General features: G+C 73.2%; 21 protein-coding genes, 1 tRNA gene and 1 pseudogene. 17 read left to right on the forward strand and 6 right to left on the reverse strand.

What is annotated here, in order from left to right; translation table 11 throughout:
- Nucleotides 1-125 precede the first annotated feature (125 nt).
- From BR98_RS27720 to BR98_RS27735, 4 genes and pseudogenes are all read left to right on the forward strand, one after another.
- Nucleotides 126-1,001 (forward strand): FAD binding domain-containing protein, encoded by an 876-nt coding sequence (locus BR98_RS27720; RefSeq protein ID WP_051971198.1) that lies wholly within the window; start codon nucleotides 126-128, stop codon nucleotides 999-1,001.
- A gap of 68 nt (nucleotides 1,002-1,069) precedes the next feature.
- Nucleotides 1,070-1,543, forward strand: a pseudogene (locus BR98_RS40555) ((2Fe-2S)-binding protein); the annotation flags it as partial.
- Nucleotides 1,544-2,184: 641 nt separating this feature from the next.
- Nucleotides 2,185-4,470, forward strand: a complete 2,286-nt coding sequence (locus BR98_RS27730) for a xanthine dehydrogenase family protein molybdopterin-binding subunit (RefSeq protein WP_035848775.1) — start codon at nucleotides 2,185-2,187, stop codon at nucleotides 4,468-4,470.
- A gap of 124 nt (nucleotides 4,471-4,594) precedes the next feature.
- Nucleotides 4,595-5,479 carry a class I SAM-dependent methyltransferase gene (locus BR98_RS27735; RefSeq protein ID WP_035848778.1) on the forward strand — a complete coding sequence of 295 codons (885 nt, stop codon included), beginning with the start codon at nucleotides 4,595-4,597 and terminating at the stop codon, nucleotides 5,477-5,479.
- Between the two features lie 64 nt (nucleotides 5,480-5,543).
- On the opposite strand, the gene BR98_RS27740 is transcribed toward BR98_RS27735, so the two are convergent.
- Nucleotides 5,544-5,618: transfer RNA gene (locus BR98_RS27740), tRNA-Cys, on the reverse strand.
- 294 nt (nucleotides 5,619-5,912) lie between these two features.
- On the opposite strand from BR98_RS27740, the gene BR98_RS27745 reads away from it, so the two are divergent.
- Nucleotides 5,913-7,340 (forward strand): MFS transporter, encoded by a 1,428-nt coding sequence (locus BR98_RS27745; protein ID WP_232247639.1) that lies wholly within the window; start codon nucleotides 5,913-5,915, stop codon nucleotides 7,338-7,340.
- 7 nt (nucleotides 7,341-7,347) lie between these two features.
- Here the strand turns inward: BR98_RS27745 and BR98_RS27750 are convergent, their stop codons facing one another.
- Complete coding sequence (locus tag BR98_RS27750) at nucleotides 7,348-7,965, reverse strand: hypothetical protein (RefSeq protein ID WP_035848785.1); 618 nt, start codon at nucleotides 7,963-7,965, stop codon at nucleotides 7,348-7,350.
- Nucleotides 7,966-8,186: 221 nt separating this feature from the next.
- On the reverse strand, nucleotides 8,187-9,449 hold the full coding sequence (locus tag BR98_RS27755) for a polysaccharide deacetylase family protein (protein ID WP_035848789.1): 1,263 nt from the start codon (nucleotides 9,447-9,449) through the stop codon (nucleotides 8,187-8,189).
- Nucleotides 9,450-9,723: 274 nt separating this feature from the next.
- On the opposite strand from BR98_RS27755, the gene BR98_RS27760 reads away from it, so the two are divergent.
- The 4 genes from BR98_RS27760 to BR98_RS27775 all read left to right on the forward strand — a co-directional run bounded on the left by BR98_RS27760 (nucleotide 9,724) and on the right by BR98_RS27775 (nucleotide 16,880).
- On the forward strand, nucleotides 9,724-12,330 hold the full coding sequence (locus BR98_RS27760) for a phosphatidylglycerol lysyltransferase domain-containing protein (RefSeq protein WP_063774851.1): 2,607 nt from the start codon (nucleotides 9,724-9,726) through the stop codon (nucleotides 12,328-12,330).
- A gap of 95 nt (nucleotides 12,331-12,425) precedes the next feature.
- Nucleotides 12,426-13,013: a class F sortase gene (locus BR98_RS27765; protein ID WP_051971199.1), complete on the forward strand. Its 588-nt coding sequence runs from the start codon at nucleotides 12,426-12,428 to the stop codon at nucleotides 13,011-13,013.
- Entirely contained in the window at nucleotides 13,010-14,323 is a 1,314-nt protein-coding gene (locus BR98_RS27770; RefSeq protein ID WP_051970273.1) for an alpha/beta hydrolase-fold protein, read from the forward strand. Before BR98_RS27765 ends, BR98_RS27770 begins: the two co-directional genes overlap by 4 nt.
- Before the next feature lie 16 nt (nucleotides 14,324-14,339).
- On the forward strand, nucleotides 14,340-16,880 hold the full coding sequence (locus BR98_RS27775) for a bifunctional lysylphosphatidylglycerol flippase/synthetase MprF (RefSeq protein ID WP_051970274.1): 2,541 nt from the start codon (nucleotides 14,340-14,342) through the stop codon (nucleotides 16,878-16,880).
- Between the two features lie 19 nt (nucleotides 16,881-16,899).
- On the opposite strand, the gene BR98_RS27780 is transcribed toward BR98_RS27775, so the two are convergent.
- Entirely contained in the window at nucleotides 16,900-17,334 is a 435-nt protein-coding gene (locus BR98_RS27780) for an SsgA family sporulation/cell division regulator (RefSeq protein WP_035848802.1), read from the reverse strand.
- Nucleotides 17,335-17,467: 133 nt separating this feature from the next.
- Here BR98_RS27780 and BR98_RS27785 point away from each other — a divergent pair, with 133 nt between their 5' ends.
- From BR98_RS27785 to BR98_RS27805, 5 genes are all read left to right on the forward strand, one after another.
- On the forward strand, nucleotides 17,468-17,668 hold the full coding sequence (locus tag BR98_RS27785) for a CopG family transcriptional regulator (RefSeq protein WP_035854138.1): 201 nt from the start codon (nucleotides 17,468-17,470) through the stop codon (nucleotides 17,666-17,668).
- On the forward strand, nucleotides 17,665-18,042 hold the full coding sequence (locus BR98_RS27790; protein WP_035848805.1) for a type II toxin-antitoxin system death-on-curing family toxin: 378 nt from the start codon (nucleotides 17,665-17,667) through the stop codon (nucleotides 18,040-18,042). Before BR98_RS27785 ends, BR98_RS27790 begins: the two co-directional genes overlap by 4 nt.
- A gap of 150 nt (nucleotides 18,043-18,192) precedes the next feature.
- On the forward strand, nucleotides 18,193-20,022 hold the full coding sequence (locus BR98_RS27795; protein ID WP_051970275.1) for a DEAD/DEAH box helicase: 1,830 nt from the start codon (nucleotides 18,193-18,195) through the stop codon (nucleotides 20,020-20,022).
- Between the two features lie 320 nt (nucleotides 20,023-20,342).
- Nucleotides 20,343-20,993: an IclR family transcriptional regulator gene (locus BR98_RS27800; RefSeq protein WP_035848807.1), complete on the forward strand. Its 651-nt coding sequence runs from the start codon at nucleotides 20,343-20,345 to the stop codon at nucleotides 20,991-20,993.
- A gap of 60 nt (nucleotides 20,994-21,053) precedes the next feature.
- On the forward strand, nucleotides 21,054-21,860 hold the full coding sequence (locus BR98_RS27805) for a S16 family serine protease (RefSeq protein ID WP_232247642.1): 807 nt from the start codon (nucleotides 21,054-21,056) through the stop codon (nucleotides 21,858-21,860).
- 28 nt (nucleotides 21,861-21,888) lie between these two features.
- On the opposite strand, the gene BR98_RS27810 is transcribed toward BR98_RS27805, so the two are convergent.
- Complete coding sequence (locus BR98_RS27810; protein ID WP_035848810.1) at nucleotides 21,889-22,368, reverse strand: Lrp/AsnC family transcriptional regulator; 480 nt, start codon at nucleotides 22,366-22,368, stop codon at nucleotides 21,889-21,891.
- Between the two features lie 219 nt (nucleotides 22,369-22,587).
- Here BR98_RS27810 and hppD point away from each other — a divergent pair, with 219 nt between their 5' ends.
- Entirely contained in the window at nucleotides 22,588-23,736 is a 1,149-nt protein-coding gene (gene hppD, locus BR98_RS27815; RefSeq protein WP_035848813.1) for a 4-hydroxyphenylpyruvate dioxygenase, read from the forward strand.
- Nucleotides 23,737-23,966: 230 nt separating this feature from the next.
- Here the strand turns inward: hppD and BR98_RS27820 are convergent, their stop codons facing one another.
- Entirely contained in the window at nucleotides 23,967-24,533 is a 567-nt protein-coding gene (locus BR98_RS27820) for a hypothetical protein (RefSeq protein ID WP_035848815.1), read from the reverse strand.
- A 164-nt stretch (nucleotides 24,534-24,697) separates the two neighbouring features.
- Between BR98_RS27820 and BR98_RS27825 the strand changes: the two genes are divergently transcribed.
- Both BR98_RS27825 and BR98_RS27830 read left to right on the forward strand, forming a co-directional pair.
- Complete coding sequence (locus BR98_RS27825; RefSeq protein ID WP_035848817.1) at nucleotides 24,698-25,402, forward strand: response regulator transcription factor; 705 nt, start codon at nucleotides 24,698-24,700, stop codon at nucleotides 25,400-25,402.
- A 62-nt stretch (nucleotides 25,403-25,464) separates the two neighbouring features.
- Nucleotides 25,465-26,862 (forward strand): sensor histidine kinase, encoded by a 1,398-nt coding sequence (locus BR98_RS27830; protein ID WP_035854149.1) that lies wholly within the window; start codon nucleotides 25,465-25,467, stop codon nucleotides 26,860-26,862.
- Nucleotides 26,863-26,891 lie beyond the last annotated feature (29 nt).

The raw sequence follows: 26,891 nt of genomic DNA on the forward strand, positions 1-26,891 counted from the left end.
GGTGCCGCGAGCCCGCGGCGCCTGAGGACCTGGCCGGCCCGGCAGCCGGCCGGCACGGCTGAGCACGGGCCCGAGCACAGCCCAGGAGAGTGGAGCACGGTGGGATCCAGGTGAACCGGACGATCATGCTGCCGACCTCCCTCGACGAGGCCGTCGAGGCCCTGGGCGCGTCGCCCGCCGCCGTCCCGGTGGCCGGTGGCACCGACCTGATGGAGGCCGTCAACGCCGGACGGCTGCGCCCGGCCGCGCTGCTCGGCCTCGGCCGGATCACCGAACTGCGCGGCTGGCGCTACGAGGACGGCGGCACCGCCGTGCTCGGCGCCGGCCTGACCCTGGCCCGGATGGACCGTCCCGACTTCGCCGCGCTGATCCCCGGGCTGGCCGACGCCGCCCGCACCGCCGGGCCGCCGCAGACCCGCAACGTCGGCACCCTGGGCGGCAACATCGCCACCGCCGCCGCCACCGGCGACACCCTGCCGGTGCTCGCCGCGCTGGAGGCCGTGGTCACCCTGGCCCGGGCCGGCGGCACCCGCGAGGTCCCGGTCGGGCACCTGCTCACCGGCCTCGACCCGATCCGCCCGGGCGAGCTGCTCACCTGGGTCCGGGTGCCGCTGCTGCACGCCCCGCAGGTCTTCCTCAAGGCGACCGGGCGCAGCGGCCCGGCCCGCGCCACCGCCTCGGTGGCCCTGGTGCTCGACCCGGCCCGGCGCGCGGTGCGCTGCGCGGTCGGCGCGGTCGCACCGGTGCCACTGCGGCCGCTGGAGGCCGAGGCCTGGGTGGCCGGCTGCATCGACTGGTCGGCCCGTGGCGAGGAGGGCGCGCACCTGATCGACCCGGCCGCCGCGGCCGCGTTCGGCGAGTACGTGGCCACCGCCTGCGTGCCGGACGCCTACGGGGCCGACGGGGCACTGCTTGTCGAGGGGCCGACGGCAGCGGCCGTGGCGCTACGGCGTACCGTGGCGGTGCTGGCCCGCCGGGCGCTGGGAAGGGCACTGAAGTGACGGCCGAGGTGACCGCCGACATGGCGACCGAACCGACGAACCATCGCGTCCAGGTGGGGGACGGACGTCCCACCACCTCGTACACCCTGCGGGTGAACGGCTTCGAACGACCCGTCACCGACGCCTGGATCGGCGAGAGCCTGCTGTACGTGCTGCGCGAGCGGCTCGGCCTGGCCGGCGCCAAGAACGGCTGCGAGCAGGGCGAGTGCGGAGCCTGCTCGGTGCAGGTGGACGGCCAGTTGGTGGCCGGCTGCCTGGTTCCGGCGGCGCTCGCGGCGGACAGCGAGATCAGCACCGTGGAGGGCCTGTCGGCCGGCGGCGCGGCCAGTGACGTGCAGCAGGCGCTGGCCGAGTCCGGCGCCGTGCAGTGCGGCTACTGCACGCCCGGCATGGCGATGGCGGTGCACGACCTGCTGCAGCGCAACCACCGGCCCAGCGAGGTGGAGGCCCGCCAGGCGCTGTGCGGCAACCTCTGCCGGTGCACCGGCTACCGCAGCGTGCTGGCCGCCGTGCAGACGGTGGCGGACGAGCGGACGGCGGCGCTGCTTGAGGCCGAGACGGCTGACGAGTCGTCGGCCGATGCCGCCGTGGCCGCCGAAACCGCGCCCGCCGAGGCCGCCACCGCCGTCGACCCGGTCGACCCGGTCGACCTGCCGGTCTACCAGGACGCCTGGACCGAGACCGCGACGGCCGGCGAGGTCCCGCTCTTCGACGAGGGCTGGATCAGCGCCGAGGAGCAGCCGGGACCGACCGCGGCCGGCACCGGCCTCGGCGCGATCCCGACGCAGGGCTACGACCCGACGGCCTACGGCTACGGCCCGGGCACCGCGTACGACGCGGGCGCGACCTACGAGCCGACCCCGGCGCACGGGACCAGCGCACCCTACGACGGCACCGTGCCCGGCGGAACCCCCGCGCACGGCACCCCGTACGAGCCGACCCCGGCACACGGGACCAGCACGCCCTACGACGGAACCCTGCCCGACGGAACCCCCGCCCACGGCACGGCCTACCCCGCCCCGCCGTACGCCACCGGCCCGTACGCGGCCGCGCCCTACCCGGGTGTGGCCTACGACGGCATCGCCTACCAGGGCACCCCCGCACACGGTGTCCCCGCCCAGGCGACCCCCTTCGACGGCACGGTCTACGAGACCACCCCCAGCCCCGCCGAGGACGATCACGCATGACCGACGCAGCCAGCGACAGCGCCACCGACCGCGCCGCCACCGAGAGCCTGCCCTTCGGCCTGGGCAGCTCCCCGCTGCGCAGCGACGCGCTGCCCAAGGCGCTCGGCATCTACCCGTACGCGGCCGACCTGTGGGCCGAGGGCCTGCTCTGGGGCGCGGTGCTGCGCTCGCCGCACCCGCACGCCCGGATCGTCTCGATCGACACCTCGGCCGCGCTGGCCGTCCCCGGTGTGCACGCCGTGGTCACCGCCGCCGACCTGCCCACCCCCGCCACCCCGGCCGACCGCCCGGTACTGGCCGCCGAGGTGGTCCGCCACCACGGCGAACCGGTGGCCGCGGTGGCCGCCGACCACCCCGACACCGCGCGGCTGGCCGCCGCCTCGATCGTGGTCGAGTACGAGCTGCTCGACGCGCTGACCGATCCCGAGCAGGCCTTCAACGGCCCCGCCCTGCACCCCAGCGGCAACCTGCTGCGCCACCTGCCGCTGCGCTCGGGCGACCAGGAGGCGGTCGGCGAGGTGATCGTCGAGGGCCTCTACCAGGTCGGCCGGCAGGACCCGGCGCCGATCGGCGCCGAGGCCGGGCTCGCCGTGCCGCGTCCGGACGGCGGGGTGGAGCTGCACCTGTCCTCCACCGATCCGCACGGCGACCGCGAGCGGGCCGCCGCCCGGCTCGGCCTCGAACCGGACCGGGTACGGCTGGTGGTCACCGGTGTGCCCGGCGCCACCGCCGACCGCGAGGACCTCTCCTTCCAGGTCACCCTGGCGCTGCTGGCGCTGCGCACCGGGCGCCCGGTGAAGATGACGCTGACCCGCGAGGAGTCCTTCCAGTCGCACGCGGGCCGGCACCCCGCGCTGCTGAGGTACCGCCACCACGCCGACGCCCAGGGCAAGCTGGTCAAGGTGGAGGCGCAGATCCTGCTGGACGGCGGCGCCTACGCGGACGTCTCGGCCGAGGCGCTGGCCGCCGCCACCGCCTTCGCGGTCGGCCCCTACGTCTGCCCCAACGTCTCGGTGGACGCCTGGGCGGTACGCACCAACAACCCGCCGGCCGGCCGGATGCGCGGCGAGGGCGCCCTGCAGTCCTGCTTCGCGCACGAGTCCCAGCTCGACCTGCTGGCCGCCCAGCTCGGGCTGGACCCGCTGGAGATCCGCCGCCGCAACGCGCTGGCCACCGGCGACTCGCTGCCCACCGGACAGGCCGTCACCTGCCCCGCCCCGGTGGCCGCGCTGCTGGACGCGGTGGCCGAGGTGCCGCTGCCCGCGCTGCCGCTGGACGAGCCGAACACCGACTGGCTGCTGCCCGGCGGCCCCGGTGGCGCGGGCGACCCGGCCGCCGTGCGGCGCGGGATCGGCTACGCGGTGGGCATGGTGCACATGCTCGGCGCGGAAGGCGCCGACGAGGTCTCCACCGCCACCGTGCGGGTCAGCGGCGACCACGCCACGGTGATCTGCGCGGCCGTCGACGCCGGGCAGGGCTTCGCGACGCTGGCCCGGCAGATCGTCCAGTCGGTGCTCGGGGTCAGCGAGGTCTACGTGGCCCCGGTGGACAGCGACCAGTCGATCGCCGGCCCGTCGGCGCGCGGCCGGCACACCTGGGTCTCCGGCGGCGCGGTCGAGCGGGCCGCCCTGATGGTCCGGCACCAGTTGCTCGCCCCGATCGCGGCCGACTTCGGCATGTCCGTCGAACTGCTCTCGATCGCCGACGGCAAGATCACCTCCTACGACGGGGTGCTCGGCATGCCGGTCACCGAGGCGCTGGAGGGCAAGGAGCTCTGGGCCACCGCCCAGTGCCGCCCGCACCCCACCGAACCGCTGGACGAGGCCGGCCAGGGCGACGCCTTCGTCTCCATCGCCTTCTGCGCGATGCGCGCCGTGGTGGACGTGGACATCGAGCTCGGTGCCGTCCGGGTGGTCGACGTGACGGTGGCGCAGGACGTGGGTCGGGCGCTGAACCCCGGGCAGATCGAGGACCGGATCGAGGCGGGCGTGGCCCAGGGCATCGGACTCGCGCTGCTCGAGGACCTGCGGACCGCAGGCGGCCTGGTCCTCAACCCCTCCCTCACCGGCTACCGGCTGCCCACCGCCCTGGACACCCCCGAGGTGCGGATCGCCGCTCTGCTGGAGGAGCGCGACGTGGTCGCCACCTTCGGTGCCAAGGCGGTCAGCGCCGCTCCCGCGGTGGTCGCTCCGGCGGCGGTCGCGGCGGCGGTCCGGGCGGCGACCAACCTGCCGATCGGCCGGCTGCCGATTCCGCCGCAGGACGCGGTGGTGCCGGCCTGAGGCCGGTCGCCCCGCCGGAATGTCTGTGCGAACCGCCGGAATCTGCGCAGACTGCTGACGTGGCCGCTTGTCATGACTAGGCTCCGGGCCAATCTTCATGGCCCGTTCTCCCCCGGAGCCCCTTGTGACCGCTGCCGTCGTCACCGCCACCCCCACCTCCCCGCCGCCACAGCGGCCGCAGGACATACCCGGCTGGTTCTTCCACGCCGACCGGGAGGTCTTCGGCCACCTGTTGCGGGCGCAGACCGATGCGGGCACCGCCGGTGACCTGCTGGAACTCGGCAGCTACCTGGGCCGCAGCGCCGTCCTGCTGGGCGACCTGCTGGCGCCCGGCGAGACCCTCACGGTCTGCGACCTGTTCGACTCCGAGGCACACGACCCGGAGAACGCCGCCGAGATGGCGATGTCCTACCGGGAGACCCTGACCAGGCGCTCCTTCGAGGCCAACTACCTGGCCTTCCACCCGCGCCTGCCGCAGATCGTGCAGGCGCCCACCTCGGTGCTGGCCGACGGCCGGATCCCGGCCGGCAGCTGCCGCTTCGTCCACATCGACGCCTCGCACCTGTACGAGCACGTGGCCGGCGACATCGAGGTGGCCCGCGCCGCACTGGCCGAGGACGGCCTGGTGGCCCTGGACGACTACCGCCAGCCCCACACCCCCGGCGTCGCCGCCGCCGTCTGGCGCGCGGTGGTCACCAGCGGTCTGCGGCCGGTGCTGCTCACCCCCGAGAAGTTCTACGGCACCTGGGGCGACCCCGCCGCCGCCCAGCGGCAGCTGCTCACCCGCGACTGGCGCGCCGAGGGCTACCACCTGGACGAGGAGACCATCGCCGGCGCCCGCGTCTACCGCCTCGCCGCCCCCGCCGAGCCCCCCACCGCCCCCGCTCCCCAGCCCCCGACCCCACCCCGCCGCTCCACCCCCCGCCGCCTCGCCCTCGACCTGCTCCCCCCGATAGCCACCCGCACCGCCCGCCGCGTCCTGGCGGCGGCCCGTCGGCGGAATTCCTGAGGCTTGTTCTTCGCGGGCATGCGGAATTCCCGATCGGCTATTTTGCTGCCGATCGGGAATTCCATGGAGGCCATGACGGGAATCGAACCCGTGTAAACCGCTTTGCAGGCGGTTCCCTAAGCCACTCGGGCACACGGCCGTGGGTGAAGGGCGCTGATGGTCCTTCAGGTCAGAGACAGGCGGGGGGACAACACGCCTGGGGGCAACAGGAGGGAGCGGCGGGGCGAATGTGGCGCGGGTGGCGGGACATTGCGGGCTCCTCTCTCTGTTTCGTCATTCTGCCGTGCTTTCGAGATTTAGCTTAGGCGATCGGGGGCGGGGTGCGTCAATAGCCGAATGTGACGTGCGTATGAAGTCCTAGGACCGGCGGACGGGGACGGATGGGACCTCTGGTCAGGAGTCAAACTCACCCACGGGTCTTACGATGACAGCCATGACCACGACCGAAGCAGCGCCTCGCAGACCGTCCGCACCGGCCGAGGAGGGCGGGGTGCTCGGTGCGCGCTACCGGGCGCTGACCCTCGGGATCGTGTCGGTGGTGCTGCTGCTGGCGTTCGAGGCGACGGCGGTGAACACGGCCATGCCGGTGGCGGCGCGGCAGTTGCACGGTTTGGGGCTGTACGCGTTCGCGTTCTCTGGGTACTTCACCAGCACGCTGTTCGCCATGGTGCTGGCGGGGGAGTGGTGCGACCGGCGGGGGCCGGTGGTGCCGCTGTTCGCGGGGATCGGGGTGTTCGCGGGCGGGCTGGTGGTGGCGGGGACGGCGGCGGGCATGTGGATGTTCGTCGGCGCCCGGGCGATCCAGGGGCTGGGCGGCGGGCTGGTGATCGTGGCGCTCTACGTGGTGGTCGGGCGGGCCTACCCGGAGCGGTTGCGGCCGGCCGTCTTCGCGGCCTTCTCGGCGGCCTGGGTACTGCCCTCGATCGTCGGGCCCGTGGTGTCGGGGTGGGTCACCCAGCACCTCGGCTGGCGGTGGGTCTTCCTGGCCGTGCCGATGCTGGTGGTGCTGCCGCTGGTGGTGATGGGGGCGCCGCTGCGCCGGGCCGAGCGGGAGCAGCCGCCGGCCGCCGGCGGGGCGCTGGACCGGGGCCGGATCGGGCGGGCCGCGATGGCGGCGCTCGGCGCGGGGCTGCTGCAGTACGCGGGGCAGCGGCGGGACCTGCCGGGCCTGCTGCCCGCCGTGGTCGGCGCGGTGCTGCTCGGGACGGCCGTGCTGCGGCTGCTGCCGCCGGGCACGCTGCGGGGCGCGCGCGGGCTGCCGACGCTGATCCTGCTGCGCGGGGTGGCGGCGGGGGCGTTCTTCGCCGCCGAGTCCTTCATCCCGCTGATGATGGTGACCCAGCGCCACCTCTCGCCGACCCTGGCCGGGCTCACCCTGACCAGCGGCGGGCTCTCCTGGGCCCTCGGCTCCTGGCTGCAGGGCCGGCCGGCCGCCGAGCGCCACCGGGCCGGGCTGATCCGGGTGGGCCTGCTGCTCACCGCGCTGGCCATCGGGGCCGCGTCGCTGGTGCTGGTACCGGCGGTGCCGGCCTGGACCGCCGCGGTGGCCTGGGCGTTCGGCGGGATCGGCATGGGCCTGTCGATCGCCAGCATCAGCGTGCTGATGATGAAGCTCTCGCCGCCCGAGGCGGCCGGCGCGAACTCCGCCTCGCTGCAGATGTCCGACGCGCTGGGCAACGTGCTGCTGACCGGCCTGGCCGGGGTGCTCTTCGCCGGTCTCGGCGGCGGCGCGGTCTCCGCCGTCACCGCCGCCGACGCGGGCAGTGGTGCGCGCGGCGCGTTCGCCGCGATCTTCCTGGTGATGACGGTGGTGGCGCTGCTCGGTTCGGTGCTCGCCACCCGGGTCCGTCCGCGGGACTGATCGGGCGTCAGGAGCTGCGGCGGCGCCGGTGGTGGTGCACCACGGCGGCGGTGGCGGTGCCCAGCAGCAGCACGCCGGCCAGCGTCTCCGGGATGTTCGGCCCGGTGCTGCCGCCCAGGCCCGCGTGGGTGGGGCCCTTGGGCTCGACGGGGCCGGCAGGGCCGCCGCCACCGGGGCCACCGGGACCGGAGCCACCGGGACGGCCGGACTCCTCGTGGGCCGGCTGGCTGCTCTTGGCGGGGTTGCCGTGGACGGTGAAGGTCGTGGTCACCTGGCTCCTGGTCACCGTGGTGCACTGCACCGTCACGTCGTAGACGCCGGGCCGGGCGTGCTCGGGGACGGTGGCGATCGCGCCCACCAGCCCGCGCAGCGAGCCCAGCTTGACCGCCGGGATGTCCTCGACAGCGGAGGAGCCCGAGGAGCCGGAGCCGGAGTGCTCGCGCGAGCGGAAGATCGCCTGGCCGCCGGCACTGTCGCAGTTGCCGCCGTCGAAGACCGCGAACTGACTGCCGGGGGAGACCGGGTCCGGCTCGATGATGACCGGGTTGGCGGCGGCGGGGCCGGCTCCGGCCAGGCCCAGGGCCAGGGCGAGCAGCCCGGTGGCGAGGAAGTGACGAGCAGACATGGCGGGTCTCCCGGGACGCGGCCACGGGGTCGTCCCCGTGCAGGAAGTAGGCGGAACCGTGCCCTGAGAACCAGGGGTACGGGCTGCGGGCCGCCGCCGCACCCGCAGCGGCACCGCGCTGCGACCGGAAAACCGGCCGCAACCTGGGGTGATGGCTCCTCACCCCGGGTAGCGCCGAATGGGGGGCTCGGAGCCGGCTCGCCGCGGTCGGCCGGACGGACCTAGCGAGCGCCGCCGAGGAAGCCCGACCAGCCGCTCGAGGGGCTCTCGCCGGGCCCCAGCGACTGTAGCTTGCGCAGCACCGCCGGGTCCTGCGCCTCCAGCCACTGCACCAGCTGGCGGAACGAGACCAGCCGGACCTCGGGCTTGTCGGCGATGGTCTTGAGCACCTCCTCCACCGCGTTCATGTAGATGCCGTTGTTCCACTGCTCGAAGTGGTTGCCGATGTACATCGGCGCGCGGTTGGTGGAGTAGGCGCGGTCGAAGCCGGCCAGGTAGGCGTCCCTGGCCTGCTTCTGCCAGGCGCCGTGCATCACGGGGTTGCCCTTGGTGTTGTCGCCGGACTGGTTGTACATGATGTTGTAGTCCATCGAGAGCACCTGGAAGGAGTGCCCGGGGAACGGGATGGACTGCAGCGGCATGTCCCACAGCGCGCCGCCGGCGATCTTCTGTGGCCAGACCTGCAGCCCGCCGGGCCCGCTGCTGTCGTACTTCCAGCCGCGCGCGACCGCCGTCGGCAGCAGCCCGCGCTGACCCTCCAGGCAGGGGGTGCGGGCGCCGATCAGCTCCTTGCGGTAGTCGAAGGGCAGCGGCGGCAGGTCGGTGAAGCCGGTGTTGGTGCGCCAGTTCATCACGAAGTCCATCGCCTGCTGGATCTCGCTGTCCCAGTCCTCGGGGGACCAGCGGCCGCCGCCGTTGGCGCCGCAGAAGTGGCCGTTGAAGTGGGTGCCGATCTCGTGGCCGTCCAGCCAGGCGGCGCCGATCTGGGTGATCGTGTCGTGGATGTGCTGGTCGGCCAGGTAGCCGATGTCGGAGGCGCCGATGTGGTGCTGCGGTGGGTGGTAGAGCTGCTTCTTGGACTCGGGCAGGGTGTAGATCCCGCTGAGGAAGAAGGTCATCGAGGCGTTGTGGTCGGCGGCGAGTTGGCGGAACCGGGAGAACAGCCGGTTGTCCAGCTCGCCCGCGCCGTCCCACGAGAAGACCACGAACTGCGGCGGCCGCTGGCCGAGTTCGAGCGGCTCCGGCTGCGGCTGGTTGGGCTGCGGGCCGGTGTCGGAGGTGGAGCCGTCGCCGATCAGGGTGGCGGGGGGCTTGGCGGGGGTGGCCGGGGCGGCCGGGGAGGCGGCGGTCGGGCTCGCCGCGGGGACCGGGGCGGCCGCGTCGGCCTTGGCGGCGGCGTCGGGACGGGGGGCGCAGCCGGCGGCCACCGTGGCGGCGGTGGCGGCGCCGGCCGCGAGCAGGGTGCGGCGGGACAGTGCGTCCATGATCACTCCAAATCGGGGGCGTCGGCCCGGCGCGACTGGTGGGGGCGGGCGCGCCCAACCGGTCCGAACTGCGCGGATCTGCCTAGCTAGTGGCAAGTCATCCGCTGAATGACCGTTATAGGCGATTTGTCCTTCAGAATGGCACGGTGTCACCCGCGGTGTCGGCAGGGCAGGGGCCAAACGCCCGTTAAGACCAGCCGATCGGCGTGTCGAATCGCGCGGGGAGTCGATGGATCATCTGATTGGACGACAGTAGCGGGAGGAGCGGCATCACATGTGGCAGTCGGTGCTGGACGCCTACCACTCCCGCATCGTGGAACCCGGACGCCAGCCGCTCTTCCTCCTGCTGCTCGGGCTGATCTCCGCCTTCCTGTTCATCCGGTTCAGTACCCGGATGATCCGCCGCGGCACCTCCTGGTGGCCCGGCAACGTCACCCCGGGCGGGCTGCACATCCACCACGTGGTCTTCGGCCAGGCCCTGATGCTGGTGGCCGGCGTCGGCGGATTCACCGTGCACGGCCTCACCAGCCACACCCGCGAGGCGCTGGCGCTGGCCTTCGGGGTCGGCTGCGGACTGGTGCTGGACGAGTTCGCGCTGGTGCTGCACCTGGAGGACGTCTACTGGAAGGAGCAGGGCCGCACCTCGGTGGACGCGGTGATCCTGGCCGTCGCGCTGATCGCCCTGCTGCTGCTCGGCCAGCTGCCGTTGGGCGGCTTCAGCGGCCCGCTGTCGGTCGGTCAGCTGGTGGTGGCCGGCGTGCTGCTGGTCCTGGTGGTGATCAGCCTGCTCAAAGGCAAGCTGTGGACCGGCCTGATCGGCGTGATGATCCCGCTGCTCGCGGTGGTCGGCGCGATCCGGCTGGCCCGGCCCGGCAGCCCGTGGGCCCGCTGGCGCTACCGCAGCCGGCCGCGGCGGATGGCCCGGGCCGAGCGGCGCGAGGCACGGGTGCACCGGCGGGTGCTGGCCTTCAAGACCGGCGCCTACAACCTGCTGGCCGGCGCGCCGGACGTCAGCGCGGAGCCGGTCCCGGTGCCGGCCGCCGAGCCGGCCCTGGCGGCCTCCCCGGTGGCCGTCCCGGCGCAGCCGCCCCGACCGCTGCCGCGCTGGCGGCAGCGGTGCGCCGGCTTCGCCCAGTGGTACCTGCGGATCGCCGCCGCACTCAACCTGCTGGCCGGCCTGATCGCCCCGTTCCGCGAGCGGGTCCAGCAGGCCAACAGCGGCGACTTCTTCACCCCCGTCCTGGTGACCGCCGGCTTCACCGCCGCGCTCTTCGCCGCCCTGCTCGCGGTGATGCTGCGGCGCCGCAAGCGGGCCGCCTGGATCGTCACGACCGCGGTGGTCACCCTCTACACGGTGCTCTTCGGGCTCGCCCTGGTGGTCCTTCCGGAGGATCGCGAGCATCCGTTCAACTGGGTCTCGGCCACCCTCACCGTGCTGCTGCTGGGCGCGTTGGCGGCGAGCCGGCCGGCCTTCCACGTCCGGGGCGCGCGCGGCAACACCGTGCTCGGCCTCTCGGTGCTGGTGGTCGGCGGCGCGCTGGTCACCTCGCTCGGCGCCGTGCTGATCCACGCGAGCGACATGGCGCCGCAGGCCGACTGGGACTCCAGCTTCGGCTATGCCGCGATCCGGCTCTTCACCGTCTCCGGCTTCGGCGAGCTGGTGCCGGAGGTCACCGTGGGCCGCTGGGCCGACCTGGTGATCAACGTGCTCGGCGCCGCGCTCTTCCTCCTGGTGGTGCGGGTCTTCTTCCGCTCCCCGCGCGGCCGGGTCCAGCTCGAGCCCGAGGACGAGAGCCGGCTGCGCGCCCTGCTGGAGCAGCACGGCGCCCGCGACTCGCTCGGCTACTTCGCGCTGCGCCGCGACAAGTCGGTCTGCTGGTCGCCGTCCGGCAAGGCGGCGGTGCTCTACCGGGTGGTCAACGGGGTGGCGCTGGCCTCCGGTGACCCGATCGGCGACCCCGAGGCCTGGCCGCAGGCGATCGACCGCTGGCGCGAGACCTCCCGCGCGCACGCCTGGGTGCCGGCCGTCACCGGCGCCGGCGAGCAGGCCGGCAACGCCTACCGGCGGACCGGCCTGAAGGCCCTGGAGTTCGGCGACGAGGCGATCGTCGAGGTGGCCGAGTTCAGCCTGGAGGGCCGCTCGATGCGCACCCTGCGCCAGGCCCACAACCGGGTCCGCAAGGCCGGCTACCGCGCGGTGATCCGCCGGCACCGGGACATCCCCGAGGACGAACTGGCCGATCTGGTGCACCTGGCCGACGCCTGGCGGCACGGGCGCACCGAGCGCGGCTTCACCATGGCGCTCGGCCGGCTCGGCGACCCGGCCGACGGCGACTGCCTGATGGCCGAGTGCCGGGACGAGAACGACCGCACCTGCGCGCTGCTCAGCTTCGTCCCCTGGGGCGCGCACGGCCTCTCGCTGGACCTGATGCGCCGGGACCGGGAGTCGGAGAACGGCCTGGTGGAGTTCCTGGTCACCGAGCTGCTGCTGCGGGCCGAGGCGGGCGAGCTGGAGGTCACCCGGGTCTCGCTCAACTTCGCGATGTTCCGCTACGTCTTCGAGGCCGGCGCCAAGCTCGGTGCCGGACCGGTACTGCGGCTGTGCCGGGCGGTGCTGAAGTTCCTCTCCCGCTGGTGGCAGCTGGAGTCGCTGTACCGGGCCAACGCCAAGTACCAGCCCGTCTGGGAGCCGCGCTTCCTGCTCTACGAGAAGCCCTCCGAGCTGCCGGTGATCGCGATCGCCAACGGCCTGGCCGAGGGGTTCCTGGTCCGGCCGCGGCTGCCCAGCGTGCCGTCGCTGCGCCGGGGCGGAGCCCAGTCCGGGGGCAGTGCAACCGATGTACCCGCCCGCGCGTCCGGATTGGCTGAGCGGGTGGAATGACCGGAATATCAGAGTTGTCGGAGCCGAAGCGAAGAGGGGCACAGGTGGGCGGGCGCAAAAGCCCCTGGTCAGGAGCGGTGGTGCTGGGGGCGACCATGGTGGTCGGGGCCTGGCTGGTGCAGGACGGCACCGGGGGCAGCGAGCCGCCGGCCCCCTCGCCCGCCGAGGCGCCGAGCGGCGGCGCGGTCCGCCCGGCCGGCCTCAGCGGCACCCCGATGGCGGCCGCCGCACCGGTGCGGATCAGCATCCCGGCGATCGGTGTGGACGCCCCCGTCACCGCCGTCGCCCTGGACGGCGAGGGCCACCTGGCCACCCCGCCGGACAGCGAGCGCAACCTGGCCGGCTGGTACCACCAGGGCGTCAGCCCCGGCCAGCGCGGCACCGCCCTGATGACCGGTCACGTGGACACCGCTCGCGGCCCCGCCGTCTTCTACGGACTGGGCGCGCTGCACCGCGGCGACCGGATCGACGTGGCCAGGGCCGACCGCACCACCGCCTGGTTCGTGGTCGACGCCGTCGACGTCTACGACCGCACCGCCTTCCCGGACCGCCAGGTCTACGGCCAGGCCCCCGACCCGCAGCTGCGGCTGATCACCTGCGGCGGCGGCTACACCAAGGGCCAGGGCTACCGCGGCAACCTGGTGGTCTACGCGCACCTGACGGGCCATCGGAGGGCGGCATGACGCTCGCATGGGAAGGGCCGCTGGACTGGCCGATCACCCGGGGCGCGCTCCCGGTGCTGGTGCTCGTCGTCGGGCTGCTCGCGCTGCTGGGCCTGGCGGTCTCGTCCAGCAACCACTGGTGGAGCCGCCGGCTGCCCTGCGCGGTGGTGCTGGCGGCGGCCGGCACGGTGCTGATCCGGTTCTGGGTGGACGACTGGTGGCACCCGCTCCCGGAGGGGCTGCCGCGCAAGGTGGTCTTCTGGATCGGGATCGCGCTGCTCGGCTTCCTGCTGGCGGTCTTCCGCCTGCCGCCGCTGCGCTGGCGCGGCCGGTTCGCCGTCACCGGCGCCGCGCTGCTGGTGCTGCTGATGTCCTCCTCACAGGTCAACCGGCAGTTCGACCAGTACCCGACGCTGCGGGTGCTGTTCGCGCCCTGGCTGGAGAACACCCCGAAACTGAGCACCGCCCGGGCGAAGAGCACGGTGGCGGTGCCGCCGGGCAAGGCGCTCTCCGAGGAGTGGCACCGGCCGTCCGGGCTGCCGAGCAAGGGCACCCTCTCGACCACCCCGGTGCCGGGCACCAAGTCCGGCTTCAAGGCCCGGGACGGCTACGTCTACCTGCCGCCCGCCTACCAGGCCGACCCGCGCCCGCTGCTGCCGGTGCTGGTCCTGATGGCCGGTCAGCCCGGCGGGCCGGCCGACTGGGTCAACTCCGGCGGCCTGGCCGGGATCATGGACGGCTTCGCCGCGCAGCACCAGGGCCTGGCCCCGATCGTGCTGGTGGTCGACCAGACCGGCTCCACCTGGGGCAACACCCTCTGCGTGGACTCGAAGATGGCCAACGCACAGAGCTACCTGGCCCAGGACGTGCCCGACTGGGTGCACGCCAACCTGCAGACCGCCACCGGTCGCGGCGCCTTCGCGATCGGCGGGCTCTCGCTCGGCGGCACCTGCGCGGTCCAGCTGGCCGTCAACGCGCCGCAGGTCTACGGCTCGTTCATCGACATGTCCGGACAGGAGGAGCCCACCCTGGGCAGCCACGGCCAGACCCTCGACGCGGCCTTCGGCGGCAGCGAGGCGGCCTTCAACGCCGTCGACCCGCTGCACGTGATGGCCCGTCAGCGGTTCCCCGACACCAACGGCGCCTTCGTGGCCGGCAAGAGCGACGGGGAGTACGGGCCGCAGACCCAGAAGGTCTACCAGGCCGCGGTCAACGCCGGCATGAAGGCGACCTGGACCACGGTGCCCGGCGGCCACGACTGGAACGTGTTCCGGGCCGGTCTGAGCGGGCAGCTGCTCTGGCTCTCGCAGGTGACGGGGCTGATCCGATGAGAGCGGGGCGCAGGCGATGACGCTGCAGACGGCCGTGGACGACGGCCCGGTCACCCCGACACCGGAGGGCCGCTGGCACCGCCTGGTGCGGGTGCCGCTGCTGCTGCTCCAGGCACTGCGCGAGGCGCCGTTGACGGTCGCCCTGACCGTGGCCCTGTGGGTGATCGGCGGGCTGACCCACAGTCTGGGCGCGGGACCGCCGCAGCATCTGGTCGTGCAGGTCGGCGTCGGCATCCCGGCCCTTTCGGCCGGCCACTGGTGGACCCCGATCAGCTCGCTGCTGTGGTGCTCCGGCATCGCCGCCTACCTGGTCACCACCGCCATCCTGGTGGTGATCGGGCCGGCCGCCGAGCGGCGCCTCGGCGTCGCGCGCACCGTGGCGCTGCTGGTCGGCGGGCAGATCGTCGGGACCCTGGTCGGCACCGGCCTGGTCCGGCTCGGCATCGCGGTCGGCGAGACCTGGACCCAGGGGCTGGACCAGCAGAACGCGGTCGGGCCCGGCGTGGGCCTGTTCGCCCTGGCCGGCGCGCTCAGCTTCAAGCTCACCGCGCTCTGGCGCCGCCGCCTGCAGCTGCTGGTGCTGCTGGTGCCGCTGGTGATGATGCTCTACATCGGGCACCTGCAGAGCGTGCAGCGGCTGGTCGGCTCGCTCTTCGGACTGGCCGTCGGCGCCCTGCTGGTCCGCGACAAGGGCACCCTGCGACCGCGCCGCGCCTCGCACAACGAGACCCGGGTGCTGGTGGCGCTCTGCGTGGCCGGCTCGGCGATCGGCCCGCTGGTCGCCTCGCTCTACCGGGACGCCTTCGGCCCCTTCAACACCTTCAGCGACCTCTACTTCTCCCGGCCCCCGACCAAGGACGACATCGACTACGCCTGCTCGGTCTCCGCCGACGACTGCGCCCACCTCAAGTCGGTCCTGCACTTCTTCGAGTCGCCCGGGCGACTGATGGCGGCGCTGATCCCGATCCTGCTGCTGGTGCTGGCCGAGGGGCTGCGCCGCGGCCTGCGGCTGGCCTGGTGGTCCGTGGTGGTGGTGCAGCTGCTCTGGATCGCGCTGCTCAGCTGGCTGCTGAACCTGCTGCTCGACCAGGCCGCCGACCTCGGCGGGCGGGCGGTGGTCTGGCAACTGGTCGGCGAGGCACTGCTGATGCCGGTGCTGGTGCTGCTCCTGCTGCTGGTCACCCGTCGGCGCTTCGACCTGCGGCTGCCCGGGCGGGACCTGTGGCGCCTCGGCGCGGTGATCGGCGGGACCTTCCTGGCCTCCTGCGCGGCCTACGTCGGGATCGGCTGGCTGGTGCGCGACCAGTACGAGCCGGACGCCACGCTGCGCGCGCTGGTCAAGGGCCTGCCCTCGGAGTTCCTGCCGCCGGCCTACAACGACCTGGTGTTCAGCTACCCGGTCGCGGTCGGCGGCACCGCCCAGGCCCTGGAGACCTACTGCGGCCTGCTCTTCTGGGTGGTCGCCCTGATCGCCCTGCTGCTGGCGCTGCGTCAGCCCTGGGTGCACGAGGACGCCGCCGACGCCGCCCGGGCCCGCGAGCTGCTCACCCGGTACGGAGGCTCCACGCTCTCCTTCATCTCCACCTGGGACGGCAACCACTACTGGTTCGACGAACGGGGCGAGGCCGCCGTCCCCTACCGGGTGCTGAGCTCGATCGGGCTGGCCACCGTCGCGCTGACCACCGGCGACCCGTTCGGCGAGCCCGCCGCCCGCGAGCGCGCGGTGGGCGGCTTCGCCAGGTACTGCGACGCCCGCGGCTGGACACCCTGCTTCTACAGCGTCACCACCCAGACCCTGCAGGCCGGCGAGCAGCTCGGCTGGCGCTCGCTGCAGGTGGCGGAGGACACCGTGGTCCCGCTGCCCGACCTGGCCTTCACCGGAAAGAAGTGGCAGGACATCAGGACCTCCCTCAACAAGGCCAAGAAGGAGGGCATCACCGCCGAGTGGTGGAGCTGGCAGACCGCGCCGCTGGCGATCCGCGACCAGATCCGCTCGATCTCCGAGGAGTGGGTGGCCGACAAGGGCCTGCCCGAGATGGGCTTCACGCTCGGCGGCCTGGACGAGCTGACCGACCCGGCGGTGCGGGTGCTGGTCGCCGTCGACCGGGACCGCACCGTGCACGGGCTGACCAGCTGGATGCCGGTCTACCAGGACGGCCGGCCGATCGGCTGGACGCTGGACTTCATGCGCCGGCGCAGCGACGGATTCCGCGGCGTGATGGAGTTCCTGATCGCCTCGGCGGCACTCGGCTTCAAGGAGGAGGGAGCCCGCTTCCTCAGCCTGTCCGGCGCACCGCTGGCCCGGGCCGACCGCGGCCGCGAGCCGACCACGCTGCAGAAGATGCTCGACTGGATGGGCAAGAGCCTGGAGCCGGTCTACGGCTTCCGCTCGCTGCTCGCCTTCAAGGCCAAGTTCCAGCCCGAGTACCGGCCGATGTACATGCTCTACCCCGACCCGGCTGCGCTGCCCAACATCACCCGGGCGATCGGCAGGGCCTACCTGCCGCACCTGACGGCGAGCCAGGGCGTCCGGCTGATGCGCAAGCTCTCCTCCTGAACGGTCACCTCCTGAACGGTCACCGGCCAAGGAGCTCGGCCAGCGCGCGGTCGGGGTCCAAGTGACGGTGCTCCTCGCCCTCCGGGACCGTCAGCCAGCTGGCCCAGAGGAACCGGCGCAGGTCCCCGTCCTCGAAGCGGAGCAGTGCCACCCCCTCCGGCGCCCGCAACTCGACCATGGTGTGCGGCCCCCGGGACGGCCGGATGTGCACGTCCCCCACCCCGGCCGGCAGGTCCAGCCCGCTCGCCAGCAGCTGCCGGGCGAAGACCCAGACCACCTCGGAGCCGCCGGTCGGGGCCGGCTGCTCGTCCAGCGAGTACTCGGCGGGGAAGACCATCCGCACCGCCAGCGGGTCCTCGGCCCGGTACCGCAGCGCCACCCGCAGGCCGGTGGAGCACTGGCTGGACAGGATCAGTCGGGCGTTCACGACGTGCTCGACGGCGGCGTTGCGCATGGTGGCTCCCTCGGTGCGGTGATGCGTACACGGGGAGAGAGTCGGGAGGGGGCGGGGGATTACGGGGCGAACGGGTGATGTGGGTCACGGAAATGTGGTACCAGATTGGCCCCATGGAGCTACGCTCATGGGTATGGCAATGAACCTTCGTCTCCGGGACGACCAGGCAGAGGCCCTGAAGCAGCGTGCCGAGCAGGAGGGCATCAGCATGAACGCGATCGTCGTCAAGGCGGTTGACGACTACCTCGCCCGCACCGCCCAGCAGGCCCTGGTGCGCGAGACGGCGCTCAAGCAGGCGGCGAAGTGGCGTGAGCTGATGGATCGGCTGAAGTGAGCTACCTGTACCTCTCGGCCGAGGACATCCTGGGGGTTGCCGCGGCGGCCTGTGAGGACATGCAGATCGTGGTGCGGGACGTCGGCCTGCTCGAATCCGCGGCACATCGGCCATCGGCGGAGATGTTCGGGCAGGAGGCGTACCCAGACCTGTTCGAGAAGGCCGCGGCTCTGCTGCAGTCGCTCCTGATCAACCATCCGCTCTTCGACGGGAACAAGCGCACTGCCTGGCTCTCCTGCGTGACCTTCCTGGCGATCAACGGGGTCGATCTGGTTCCCGACATCGACGCGGCCGAGAAGCTGGTGATCGCGGTCGCCACCGGCCGGACGGACGAGATCAAGACGATTTCCCAGGGGCTGCGCCAACTGGCCTGAGCGCTCCGTGTCGGAGTTCGCCGTTCAGTCGGGCCCGGTAGGCTAGGCGGGTTGTCCGATCGCCCGCCTGACTGCCGGTGGGGGCCGCTTGCCCGCCCTGACCTGCGACGATCCCTCCCGGAGACCGTGAGTACTGCCGCATCTTCCGACATGTCGCCGCTCTTCTCCGACGCCGCCGAGCCGCAGCACGCGGTACGGACGGGCGGGGCGTCGACCTCCTCGCACCACCTGTCGCCGGCGTTCCCGGGCCGTGCCCCGTGGGGGACCGCCGGCAAGCTGCGGGCCTGGCAGCAGGGGGCGCTGGACAAGTACATCGAGAAGCAGCCCCGGGACTTCATGGCGGTCGCCACCCCGGGCGCCGGCAAGACCACCTTCGCCCTCACGCTGGCCTCCTACCTGCTGCACAACCACCTGGTGCAGCAGATCACCGTCGTCGCGCCGACCGAGCACCTGAAGAAGCAGTGGGCGGAGGCGGCCGCGCGGATAGGCATCAAGCTGGACCCGGCGTACTCCTCGGGCCCGCTGTCGAAGGAGTACCACGGCATCGTGGTCACCTACGCGGGCGTGGGCGTCAACCCGATGCTGCACCGCAACCGCACGGAGTCCCGCAAGACGCTGGTGATCATGGACGAGATCCACCACGCCGGCGACTCCAAGTCCTGGGGCGAGGCCTGCTTCGAGGCCTTCGAGCCGGCCACCCGGCGGCTCGCGCTGACCGGTACGCCGTTCCGCTCGGACACCAACCCGATCCCGTTCGTCCAGTACGAGCAGGACACCGACGGGCTGCGCAAGTCGGTCGCCGACTACACCTACGGCTACGGGCACGCGCTGGCCGACCACGTGGTGCGGCCGGTGATCTTCCTCTCGTACAGCGGCAACATGCGCTGGCGGACCAAGTCCGGCGACGAGCTGGAGGCCCGGCTCGGCGAGCCGATGACCAAGGACCTGATCGCCCAGGCCTGGCGCACCGCGCTGGCCCCGCAGGGCGAGTGGATCCCCAATGTGCTGCGAGCGGCCGACAAGCGGCTGACCGAGGTGCGCAAGGCGATCCCGGACGCCGGCGGACTGGTGATCGCCACCGACCAGAACGTGGCCCGCGCCTACGCCAAGATGATCCGCGAGATCACCGGGCACAAGGCCACCCTGGTGCTCTCCGACGAGGCCGAGGCGTCCAAGAAGATCTCCGACTTCGCGGCCAACGACGACCGCTGGATGGTCGCGGTCCGCATGGTGTCGGAGGGCGTCGACGTCCCCCGCCTGGCGGTCGGCGTCTACGCCACCTCGATCTCCACCCCGCTCTTCTTCGCCCAGGCCGTCGGCCGCTTCGTGCGGGCCCGCAAGCGCGGCGAGACCGCCTCCGTCTTCCTGCCGTCCGTCCCGATGCTGCTCGGCTTCGCCAATGAGATGGAGCTGCAGCGCGACCACGTGCTGGACCGGCCGAAGAAGGAGAGCGAGGGCCTCTTCGACGAGGAGGACCGGCTGCTCGCCGAGGCCGAGCGGGCCAACGACGGGCCGGACGGAGCCGGCGGCGAAGAGCTCTCCTACGAGGCGCTGGGCTCGGACGCGGTCTTCGACCGGGTGCTCTACAACGCCATGGAATTCGGCATGCAGGCGCACCCGGGCAGCGAGGAGGAGGAGGAGTACCTCGGCATCCCGGGCCTGCTGGAGCCGGACCAGGTGCACCTGCTGCTGCAGAAGCGCCAGACCCGGCAGATCCAGCGCTCCAAGGCCAAGCCGGCCGAGGAGGCCGATCTGCTGGAGCTGCCGGCCGAGCAGCGCCCGGTGGTGACCCACCAGGAGCTGCGCGACCTGCGCAAGGAGCTGAACGGGCTGGTCGCCGCCTGGCACCACCGGACCAACCAGCCGCACGGCACCATCCACAACGAGCTGCGCCGCCAGTGCGGCGGTCCGCTCACCGCCCAGGCGACCGCCAACCAGCTGAAGGCGCGGATCGCCAAGGTCAAGGAGTGGGCCCGCTAGCACCGGTGCTGTCCGCTACTCGGAGTCGGCGGGTGTCGGAGAGCTTCGTACGCCAGCAAAATGGCGAGTTATGTCCCGATTAGTCCGAATCGAAAATATCGATCATGACCGAATTTTGGACAACCACTTCCGCAGCGGCGAAACACTTACTACCTTTCCCCCACGCTCTCTCGTAGGCACGACCTCCGACCGGAGCGCGCACGGCCGTGTGTGCCAATGACGACGCAGCCGGCCCGCCGCGTCCACCACCCCTGCGCGCGTCTCCCCGTCCCGTTCCGGCGCCCGCCGGCCCGGGCGACCGCCGCGGAAAGGAAAGCGTCGTGACCGCTGAGACTTCTCAGACCCTTGACCGCGGAGTGCGGGTCCTCAAACTGCTGGCCGACTCCGAGCGCGGCCTGACCGTGACCGAGCTGGCCGCCCGGCTGGCCGTCAACCGCACCGTGGTCTACCGGCTGCTGGCCACCCTGGAACAGCACGGCCTGGTCAGACGCGACATCGGCGGCCGGGCCCGGGTGGGCCTGGGCGTGCTGCGCCTGGCCCACCGGGTGCACCCGCTGCTGCGCGAGGCCGCGCTGCCCGCGCTGCGCAGCCTGGCCGAGGACCTCGGCGCCACCGCCCACCTGACCCTGGTGGACGGCACCGAGGCGCTCGCGGTGGCCGTGGTGGAGCCCAGCTGGACCGACTTCCACGTCGCCTACCGCACCGGCCTGCGCCACCCGCTGGACGAGAGCGCGGCCGGCAAGGCGATCCTGGAGGCCCGCAAGTTCCCCGGCCAGCGGCGGCCGGAGCAGGGCTTCGTGATCACCCGCGCGGAGGAGCAGTCCGGCGCCAGCGGCGCGGCCGCCGCGCTGGTCGGCCTGAGCGGCATCGAGGGCAGCGTCGGCGTGGTGATGCTCAACGGCCTGGTGCCCGAGCGGGTCGGCCCGCGCGTGGTGGAGGCGGCTACCGAGGTGGCGGACGCACTGCGCTAGCCCAGGTGTGTTTGGATTCGGTCTGTGCCTGCTGACCGGACCGCGCCCGCTGACCAGACCGTGCCCGCTGACCAGAGGCTGCGCTCCTGGCTGACCCCGCACCGCCGTGCACTGCTGCTCTGCGCCCTGGTGCTGGCGACGCTCTTCGCCGTGGCGGGGCGGGCGCCGCTGCCGTTCACCAAGGAGACGCCCGGGGACACCGCCGACGCCCTGGGCAGTTTCGAGGGCCACCAGGTGGTCACCATCACCGGCGCCCCGGTGCGGCAGACCAGCGGCGCGCTGCGGGTCACCACCATCCTGGCCACCGGCCCCGGCGAGTCGATCAGCCTGCGGCAGGCGGTGCAGGGCTGGTTCGACCCGAAGGCGGCGGTGCTGCCCCGGGACGCCGTCTACCCGCAGGGCAACCCGACCAAGGCCAACCAGCAGAACCAGCAGCAGATGACCCAGGCCCAGGACAGCGCCACCACGGTCGCACTGAACTACCTGCACCTGTCGCCGGACCAGGTCAAGGTCACGATCGACCTCGGCGACGTCGGCGGCCCCAGCGGCGGCCAGATGCTCAGCCTGGCGATCATCGACAAGCTGGCCGGCGACGGCAAGGGCGGCGACCTCACCGGTGGGCGCAACATCGCGGGCACCGGCACCATCGACGACAGCGGCACCATCGGCGCGGTCGGCGGAGTGGCGCTGAAGACCCAGGCGGCGGCGCGGGACGGGGCCACCGTCTTCCTGGTGCCGCGCGGGGAGTGCTCGGAGGCGAAGGTGAACACTCCGGCCCAGTTGCAGCTGATCCCGGTCAACACGCTGACCGACGCGCTGAGTTCGCTCAACGCGCTGCGCGGCGGCCAGCCGGTGCCCAGCTGCTGACCGCCGCGGTGCGGCGCGCGGCTCGTGACTACTGCTCGCCCGCGGCCTGGGCCACCAGCGGCAGCACCCGGTAGCGCACCGGATTCTCCAGGGCGATCGCGGTCGCGGCCCGGACGATCCCGTCGAAGCCGACCACCCGGTCGATCACCCGCTGCAGGTCGGCGTTGGAGCGGGCCACGATCCGGCAGAGCATGTCGCCCTGGCCGGTGATGGTGTGCAGCTCCAGCACCTCCGGGACCCCCGCCAGATGGGCCCGCACATCGGCCCCCTGGCCCTGCGAGATCTCCAGGGTCGCGAAGGCCGTCACCGGGTAGCCGAGGGCGGCCGGCTCGATCTCCGGACCGAAGCCGCCGATCACCCCGCGCGCCTGCAGCCGGTCCAGCCGCGCCTGCACCGTGCCGCGGGCCACCTGCAGCCGGCGTGAGCACTCCAGCACCCCGAGCCGGGGCTCCGCCGTCAGCAGCGCGATCAGCCGGCCGTCCAAGGCGTCGATGGGGGAGTTCAGCATGTCGACCCTTCCACTGAGCAGCCTGTCCAGTCACTGCCCGGATTGTCCCGCCGGAGGGCGCAGTTTGACCAGCGCGGAATGGAACTGTTGCGCAATGCTGTGATCGGGGCCACGCTCACCCCACAACCCCGTGGGGAGGGCCCCACACCGAGCCACGGGGCCACACGGCCCCACACCCCAGGGGCACGGAGAGGTCCCACGCCCTACAGGGAGGCCGTCATGACCGATATCGCCGCTGAGTCCATCCCCGCGCACGCGGGCAAGGCCGACCCCTTCCCGGTGCGGGGGATGGACGCCGTCGAGTTCGCCGTGGGCAACGCCAAGCAGGCCGCGCACTACTACTCCACCGCCTTCGGCATGCGCTGCGTCGCCTACCGCGGCCCGGAGACCGGCTCGCGGGAGACCGCCAGCTACGTCCTGGAGTCCGGCGGCGCCCGCTTCGTGTTCACCTCGGTGGTCAAGGCGAGCACCGAGCACGGCAAGTTCCTCGACCAGCACGTGGCCGAGCACGGTGACGGCGTGATCGACCTGGCGATCGAGGTGCCGGACGTGCACGCCGCCTACGCCTACGCCACCGAGCACGGCGCCACCGGCCTGAGCGAGCCGCAGGAGCTGACCGACGAGCACGGCACCGTGGTGCTGGCCGCGATCGCCACCTACGGCCAGACCCGGCACACCCTGGTCGACCGCTCCCGCTACTCCGGCCCGTACCTGCCCGGCTACGTCGCCCGCGGGCCGATCGTGGAGCCGCTGAAGAAGCGCAACTTCCAGGCCATCGACCACTGCGTGGGCAATGTCGAGCTCGGCAAGATGAACGAGTGGGTGGCGTTCTACAACCGGGTGATGGGCTTCACCAACATGAAGGAGTTCGTCGGCGACGACATCGCCACCGAGTACTCCGCGCTGATGTCCAAGGTGGTCGCGGACGGCACCCGCAAGGTGAAGTTCCCGCTCAACGAGCCGGCCATCGCCAAGAAGAAGTCGCAGATCGACGAGTACCTGGAGTTCTACGGCGGCCCCGGCGTCCAGCACATCGCGCTGGCCACCAACGACATCGTCCACACGGTCCGCCAGATGCGGGCGGCCGGCGTGGAGTTCCTGGACACCCCCGACAGCTACTACGACACCCTCGGCGAGTGGGTCGGCGACACCCGGGTGCCGATCGAGGAGCTGCGCGAGCTGAAGATCCTGGCCGACCGAGACGAGGACGGCTACCTGCTGCAGATCTTCACCAAGCCGGTGCAGGACAAGCCGACGGTCTTCTTCGAGATGATCGAGCGGCACGGCTCGATGGGCTTCGGCAAGGGCAACTTCAAGGCGCTCTTCGAGGCGATCGAGCGCGAGCAGGAGAAGCGCGGCAACCTGTAGTCCCGCCTGCCGCATCCAGCCCCCGGGTCCCCTCCGACCCGGGGGCTGCGGCGTGCCCGAGGCCCTAGGGCCTGTCCGGCCGATCTTGCCGGGCGCGCGACGCCGGGCATCCCGGCTGGACGCACGCCCGAATCGCCCAAGTACGGCCCAGTACGAGGCCGACTCGGGCGCACGCCCAGCCGGGCGCCCAACGCCGCACGCTGATCCGACAAGATCGACCGGACAGGCACCTAGCGCACCACCGTCTGGACGTCCGGCGGGTGCCCGTTCCAGGTGACGAAGACCGAGTTGGCCGCGCCGTCCTTGGAGAAGTCGATCCGCAGCCACTGGTCGCCGTTCCAGATCTGCATCTGCCAGCCCGCGTCCGGGGTGGCCGAGACCAGCTCGGCGCGGTCCGGGTGCTCGTCCAGGGCCACCCGGCCGCCCGGGACCAGGTAGCTGTGCACGGTGCTGGGCTGGCCCTGGCCGGCGGGGGCGGAGCTGCCGGCCGGCGCGGTGTGCCGGCTGGTCGCGGGCGCCGCGGCGCGGGACGCGGACGGGCTCGCCGCCGAGGGGGAGGGAGAGGGGGTGGGGCTGGCGGCCGTGCTCGGCGCGGCGGATGTGGTTTCCGGCTGCGGGTCGGCGCCCGCCCCGCTCGCCGAGGCCGCCGGGGCGAGGGTGCCGTGCGGCAGCGGCAGGGCGCCCGGTGCCTCGAAGGCGGCGTCCGAGAGCACGGTGCTGACGCCCAACCAGGACAGCACCACCGCCGCCGTGGTGGCCGCCGCCCAGGCGCCCGTCTGAACCAGTCCGCTTCGCATCGCCGCCATCCTGCCGTATCCCCCCGGACGACAGGTCAGCGGGCCGTACGGTCGGCCGCGGGCAGGCGGTCCGCTGCTCGGGCGCTGCCCGGACACCGCTCGGACACTGAACGGAAATGGTCAAGGTTCTTGCGAAATCATCGGATGCCGTACCGTGCAGGGCCATGGCAACAGTCCTTGTGGTCGAGGACGACCCGTTCGTCCGTTCGGCCCTGATCCGCCACCTGTCCGAGTCCGGGCATGCCGTCCGCAGCGTGGGCACCGCGTTGGAGGCGCTGCGCGAGGTCGCCCAGGTCGGCTGCGACCTGGTGATCCTCGACCTCGGCCTGCCCGACCTGGACGGCAGCGAGGCACTCAAGATGATCCGCGGACTGACCAACGTCCCGGTGATCATCTCCACCGCGCGCGACGACGAGGCCGAGATCGTCCGGCTGCTCAACGACGGCGCGGACGACTACCTGGTCAAGCCGTTCTCCGGCGAGCACCTGACGGCCCGGATGACCGCCGTGCTGCGCCGGCTCGGCGGCGGCATGGCCCCCGTCGCGCCGGTGCTGCGGGTCGGCGGCCTGACGATCGACGTGCAGCGGCGCGAGGCGGTGCTGGACGGCCGGGCGCTGGACCTGACCCGCCGTGAGTTCGACCTGCTCGCCTTCCTGGCCGCCCGCCCCGGGGTGGTGGTGCCGCGCAAGGAGATCCTGGCCGAGGTCTGGCGCCAGACCTACGGCGGCGACCAGACCATCGACGTGCACCTGTCCTGGCTGCGCCGCAAACTCGGCGAGACCGCCTCCAACCCCCGCTACCTGCACACCGTGCGCGGCGTCGGGGTCCGCCTCGAGGCCCCGGCAGCGGTCCCGGAGCACCGGCCGTGAACGAACGCCGCGGCGCACCGGGGGAGCAGGGCGCGCCGCCGGTCGAACGCCGCGGCGCCTCGTTGCGGTGGGCGCTGGTCAAGGCCGCCGTGGCCGGGACCACCATGGTCGCGCTGGCCTTCCTGATCCCGCTCGGCCTGATGGTGCAGAAGACCGCCCGGGACCGCGCCTTCACCGCGGCCGACCGGCAGGCCGCCGCGCTCGGCCCGGCGCTGGCCATCACCACCGACCAGGACGACCTGGCCCGCGCCCTGGCCAGCACCGAGGCCGGCGCGCAGGGCCGGATCGCGGTCCACCTGCCGCCGTCGGCCGGCAGCACCGTGGTCGAGGGCCAGACCGTGGGCACCGCCCGGGCCACCCCGGCCGACATCTCCAGCGCCGGCAACGAGGGACGGGCGCTGACCGTCCAGGTCCCCGGCGGCTTCGCCCGGCTGCAGCCGGTGGCCGTGGACACCACCCGGGTCGCGGTGGTCGAGGTCTACGTCGCCGACGGCGACCTGACCCGGGGCGTCTCCACCGCCTGGCTGGTGCTCTCGCTGGTCGCGCTGGGCCTGGTCGCCGTCGCGGTGCTGGTGGCCGACCGGATGGGCGCCCGGATCGTCGGCTCGGCCCGCCGACTGGCCGGCGCGGCCCGCGCGCTGGGCGCCGGCGACCTGGCCGTCCGGGTCCCGGTCGAGGCAGCGCAGGAGGACGGAAGCCCGGCCGAACTCCGGGAAGCCGCCGTCGCGTTCAACGCGATGGCCGACCGGGTGGTGCACCTGCTGGCCGCCGAAAGGGAACTGGCCGCCGACCTGTCGCACCGGCTGCGCACCCCGCTGACCGTGCTGCGGCTCAACGCCGCCTCGCTCGGCGACGGCGACGCCGCCGACGCCACCCGGCACGCCGTCGCCCAACTGGAGCGCGAGGTGGACCAGATCATCCGCTCGGCCCGCCGCTCACCCGGCGACGCCCCCGCCGTCACGGTGGGCTGCGACGCCGCCGAGGTGATCCGCGAACGGGTCGGCTTCTGGTCGGCGCTGGCCGAGGACGAGGGCCGGTCCTGGCAGCTCTACGGGCTGGACGCACCCGCGCCGGTGCCGGTGCAGCGCGCCGACCTGGCCGCCGCCGTGGACGCGCTGCTCGGCAACGTCTTCCGGCACACCGCGATCGGCACCGCCTTCTCGGTCGACGTGATGGCCACCGAGAACGCCGTGATCGTGCTGGTCGGGGACGCCGGGCCGGGCATCGAGGACCCGTCGGCCGCGCTGCGCCGGGGCGAGGGCCACGGCGGCGAGGGCTCCACCGGCCTCGGCCTGGACATCGTGCGCAAACTCGCCGAGGCCACGGGTGGTGATCTGGCGCTGGGCCGCTCGGCCGGGCTCGGCGGCGCCGAGATCCGGCTGCGGCTGGGCACCGGGGCGAGCCTGCCCGCCCAGAGCCCGCGACGGATCGGGCGCGGCCGACGGCGTTCGAAGGCCTGAACCGGCTCTTCCTTAAGAGGCTCCTAAGG

This window comes from Kitasatospora azatica KCTC 9699, assembly GCF_000744785.1.
Taxonomy (GTDB): Bacteria; Actinomycetota; Actinomycetes; order Streptomycetales; family Streptomycetaceae; genus Kitasatospora; species Kitasatospora azatica.